Raw genomic sequence first — 5,150 nt, forward strand, 5'->3', positions numbered from 1 at the left:
AGAAAAACTTTTAAATATTAAATCTTCAAGAGTTAGAAAAATACTTTTAAATATGATTAACAGTCATAAATTAGAATCTGTTGGAGAAAATAAAAACAGGAAATATAAACTAAAAAATAAAAAGCATAATAAAGATCTTAAGAATGTTAAAAATGATGCTAATAAAGAAAATAAAAATTTAGATCAGGAACTTATTGTTTTAAATTTTGCAAAACAACAAGAAGAATTTAAATCTAAAGATATAGAAAAACTTTTAAATATTAAATCTTCAAGAGTTAGAAAAATACTTTTAAATATGGTTAAAAATAATAAGTTAATATCTATTGGAGAAAATAAAAATAGAAAATATAAACTTAATAAATAATAAGATTAACAAGCAAAAATAATCATTTATTTTTTCTAAATTAATATAGAAATTGATAAATTTATTAAAAAATAATAAAAAAATTCAAGTTTTCAAAAAAAATTTGGATTTTTATGAATATTTTTATTTTTAGTAATATAATTGTATTCCAAAGAAATTTTGGAAAATATTAATAAGGAGAATTATGAATTTTAACATTGAAATTAATAAAAATATATCAGAAATTAATAAAAATAATTTTGAAAATACACATAAAATTAAAAGTATTGATTATAAAAATATATTACTAAACTTGCCAGAAAAAACTAAAGTTAGGATTTTAAAACTTGCTGACAAAGTACTTAACTTAAAATATGAAGATTTTTATAAATTGTCTTTTATAAAATTTCCAAAAAGAAGTTTTGAAAGAGTTAAAGAAGAATATAAAAAAAATATTTTTTATAATGAAATTAAATCTTCCTTAAAAACAAGAGAATATTTTATTTCTACAAGAAGTAGAATTTCAGATGAAGCTACAACATTTGAAGAATTACAAAATATGTACAATATTTATAGCAAAAAACTTAAACAAGACTCTAATAGTTTAGAAAATAGAAAAAAAACATTAGAAAATATTAGTGATAAGGCTACTTGAATTGGAGCTGTTTCATTTTTGTCTCCAGTAATTAGTGGAGTTTTATCTTTTGTTTCTTTAGGAACTTTAATTGCTAATTTAGCACAAGGTGAAAATGAAAACGGAAGAAATTTAAAATATTTAAATAATTTAATTGAAGAGTATACAGATGGAAGACTTGTATTTTTAAACCATCAAACTCAAGCAAACTGAGATAGATTATTCCGTTATTATAATCAATTTTTAGAAAAAGATTTTGTAAAATATAGAAACGATTCAAACACAGAATTAAATAATTTTCTAGAATTTTTGCACAAAGATTTAATGAGATTAAAAGATATTTTAGTTGGTTATTCTAATTATTATGGAAATTATTAAAATAACAAAAAAAGAATATGTTATTTTAAAAAATGTTTTTATTTTTTTTCATATTACTTTTATATTAAGTTTGTTAATTTTATTTTTATGATTTATTATACAAAATTTAATTTTTGTAAAAAATGATTTATGGTACTATAAAATTTTATCTAAATTAATACCCATTCCAATAGTAATTTTAAATATTATAACTAAAAAAAATAAAAAATTTAATTATGAAACAGACGTAAAAATTTGAGAATTTTATTTTTGTATTCCTAATTATGATAGAGTTAAATCTACGAAGAAAATCAGTCAAGAAAAACTAAAAATAATTAAATTTATCATAACATTTTTATACATTTCTTTTACTCTATTAATTATTTTCAATATTTGTTTCAAAGTAAATATTTGAAATTTTGAAAATTTTATTTTTCTTAGTCTAACTCAAGTATTAACTTTCATTTCTTTTATGTTAATTTTATATATTATATTTTTTTTAAATAGATATTTACAAATCCATGTAGGAATGGGGAGAAAAATAAAGTGAAGTGATATTTTATTTTATGTTTATAAAAAATAATTTTCTTATAAAAGATAATTTAAAAATAATTAATTTACTATTAAAATCTATTTTAAAAGTCGATATCCCTTTTATAATCCAAGGGAGTTTCAGCTTTTACTTAGATGGTTTTATAGATGTTAAACCTAATGATTTAGATATTTTATTTCCTAAAAATAATCAAAATCTTAAAGAAAAAAATACAGATTGAGAAAAAATAGAAGAGACACTTAACATAGAAAAATCATATATAAATAACGAAGTTTATAAATCTTACTTAATTAAAAAAAATTTAGCAAAATAAAATTGGAAATAATTTTGTCTAAAGAAATAAAACCAATTTATTATAAAAAACATCCAATATTAAATTTTTATTACACAAATGAAAAATATAGATTTGCTTCAAAACTTTCACAAATCTTTAAATTAACTTATTTATATGAAAAAAATATATATTTTAGAAAAAAATTGTTATTATCACTAAAATTAATAGAACAAAACTTTAATTTTATGAAAAAAACTTGCAATTTAGAATTGTGAAAATATTTTAAAGATAATATAATAAGTGATTTATATTTTCAATTACTTGGTTCTAAAATGAATTTTTATAAAAATTATGAAAAAATACTTAAGAATTTTGAAAAGTTTAAAATAGAAATTAATAATTTTCCAAATTTAAAAAAATTTTTAATATATTTAATTAAAAGAAAAAGAAAGTTTTTTGAAAAAATTGAAGTTATTTTTGAATTAAGAGATTCTTTCTTTTCTGTTTTCTTAACTAAAAATAAATTAGAAAACATAGAGCAAAATTATGGATTAAATTTCTTCTTAAATAAACAAGATAAAAATATTAAAAATAAATTGGAGTTATTTCAAAATTTTATTTCTGATTCTTTTCACAAAGTAAAAATAGAAAAATATTATAAAAATGAGGTTTTATCTTTATATATAGTATTTAATTTTTATACATTAGTTTTAGATCTATTAAAAACAAAATTAAAAAATTAAAAGGAGAAAACATGGAAATCAATGTTCAACATATACAAAATTTAAATTATAAAAATGAAAGTAAAAATAAATTCGTCTATAAAGAAATGATAAATTCTTTATCAGAAAAACATAAAATAAGACTTTTAAAATTAGCAGAAAAAGTGTTAAATTTAAATTATGAGGATTTTTACAAACTTTCAGGCTTAAAATTTCCTAAAAGAAGTTTTGAAAGAATTAAAGAAGAATATAAAAAAAGCATTTTTTACAATGAAATAAAATCTTCTTTAAAAACAAAAGAATATTTTATTTCTGACAGAAGTTCCTTAACTTATGAAGAAACCACATTTGAGGAACTAAAAAAAACATATGAATCTTATAAAAATAGAATTTCTAATGATAGAAATGACTATGTAACAAAAAAAGGTTGAATAATTGGTTCTCAAGTATTTATAGGTCTTCTTGGTATAACTGCAATACCTTTTACTTTTGGTGCAAGTGCTGCTGTTTCCGGTGTTGTTTCAAGAACTCTTCTCGCTGCTTCAGTAGGAACTTCTATAGCTGGATCTACTTTAACAGAGAAAGATTATACTTATATGTCTTCATATATTAAAGAATTTTTAGAAAATTATACACAACAAAGATTGGTGTACTTTGCTGATCCTTCAAAAGAAAATTTAATAGAACTTAGAAAAATTTTTCAAAGACTATGGAATCAAGAATTTATACAAAAAAGTGGTGCAGATAATGAAGAATTAAATGACTTTATTAATGCTATTAACAAAAATTTAAATAAAATAGAAAGAAAATTTTATGGTCACGGTTCACATTATGGAAACTACTAACAAAAATTTAAAATTTATAAAGATTTTCTTTCTTTTTTTGAATGTTTTATTTTTTAGTTTTATTATAGTATTAATAATTGGATTTTCGGTTTATAATTTATTTTTTGATTTACAAAGATTTAATTTTTACTTAACAATATCATTAGTGATTGGGGGTTTTATTATAGGAAGTTTGTTACTTATTTCAAAAAATTATTTTAGTAAAAATAATCCTCCAAAAGAAGCAAAACTTTGAGAACTTTATATTTGCTTTACTAATAAAGAAAGAATGGAAAATTCTAAAATAATGACTGAAAAACAAATCAGAAATTTTAAAAAAATAATGATAGTAAATTTTTTATGTATTATTCTTTTATTTTTAAGTGCAAGTGCTCTTAACTTTGCAAATATTTATTTAAAAAGTTCTAATGTAGCAATTATTTTATTTTCTTTAGCCGTTATTCTTCTGTTGCTTGTATATTTAGATAATTTATTTAAAAAACATCTTCAAATTCACGTAGGAATGGATAGAGAAAAAAGAAAAACAGATTTTCTATTTTATGTATTTACCAAGGAAAATTAATAAAATACAATGATTTGAAATTTTACTATTAATTCAAAATCAACACCTAAAATAGAATACAAATTAAATATTATTCCAGAATTAAAAAATGAAAAAAATATAAAAAAATTTATTAATAATTTAACAAATGAAGGAAAAAATGAGTTACTAAAATTAAAAGAAGATATTCTGAGTTTAAAATATGAAGATATTTTTTCAAATACAAAGGAAAAATATAGAAAAAATGATTTATATAAAAATTTTAAAAATTATTTCAATTTATCAGAATTTTCTTCTGATCAAGATACTAGTAATAAAGCAAAAAGTTCTTTGAAAGAAGTTACTGAAACTTTTAATAAATTAATTGATAGTTTAAATCATGAATCTAAAAAGAATAATAATATTAAAAATTTAATTTTTCATATAGTTATATTTCAGATTTTTGTTGTTTCTACTTTAATACCTTTTTTACCTAATAAAAAAATATTTTTCTCACTTTTTATTTCTTTATTATCTATCTGAACATTTTCAAATATTTTTTCTAATTTAAGTTTTTTCCAACCTGATAATACAAATCAAATTAGATATTCCAACAATTTTTATGAAGAATATACAGATCGAACCGAAACTTTCTTTAATAAACCAAGTAAAGAAAATTTTAATAGATTACAATATACATTTGAACACTTAAAAAACACAGTTAAAGGACCAGAACAACAAGAAGAAACAAATGATTTTTTATTAGCAGTTAAAAAACATTTAGAATTCATTAAAACTCAAATTCCAAATAATAATCAATAAAATACTTATTTATAAAATTATTGACTTATGCAAATTATTAATCAAAATGTCCCGGGGTATTTACTAATCAAAATGTCCTC

Annotated in this window: 6 protein-coding genes and 1 pseudogene; all 7 read left to right on the top strand. The window is 18.8% G+C overall.

Translation table 4 applies throughout. The features are described from left to right. Positions 1–364 (top strand): annotated as a pseudogene (locus ACXX85_RS03850) (hypothetical protein); the annotation flags it as partial. A gap of 184 nt (positions 365–548) precedes the next feature. Beyond that, entirely contained in the window at positions 549–1,355 is an 807-nt protein-coding gene (locus tag ACXX85_RS03855; RefSeq protein ID WP_458557427.1) for a hypothetical protein, read from the top strand. A gap of 545 nt (positions 1,356–1,900) precedes the next feature. Beyond that, positions 1,901–2,200 carry a hypothetical protein gene (locus ACXX85_RS03860; protein ID WP_436358597.1) on the top strand — a complete coding sequence of 100 codons (300 nt, stop codon included), beginning with the start codon at positions 1,901–1,903 and terminating at the stop codon, positions 2,198–2,200. 14 nt (positions 2,201–2,214) lie between these two features. Beyond that, positions 2,215–2,904, top strand: a complete 690-nt coding sequence (locus ACXX85_RS03865) for a hypothetical protein (RefSeq protein ID WP_436358598.1) — start codon at positions 2,215–2,217, stop codon at positions 2,902–2,904. 11 nt (positions 2,905–2,915) lie between these two features. Continuing rightward, positions 2,916–3,728, top strand: coding sequence for a hypothetical protein (locus ACXX85_RS03870; RefSeq protein ID WP_436358600.1), 813 nt, complete (start codon positions 2,916–2,918; stop codon positions 3,726–3,728). A gap of 145 nt (positions 3,729–3,873) precedes the next feature. Then, on the top strand, positions 3,874–4,290 hold the full coding sequence (locus tag ACXX85_RS03875) for a hypothetical protein (protein WP_458559631.1): 417 nt from the start codon (positions 3,874–3,876) through the stop codon (positions 4,288–4,290). Between the two features lie 9 nt (positions 4,291–4,299). Continuing rightward, positions 4,300–5,070 carry a hypothetical protein gene (locus tag ACXX85_RS03880; RefSeq protein ID WP_458560674.1) on the top strand — a complete coding sequence of 257 codons (771 nt, stop codon included), beginning with the start codon at positions 4,300–4,302 and terminating at the stop codon, positions 5,068–5,070. Positions 5,071–5,150 lie beyond the last annotated feature (80 nt).

The organism is Mycoplasma sp. Z386, from assembly GCF_054343375.1.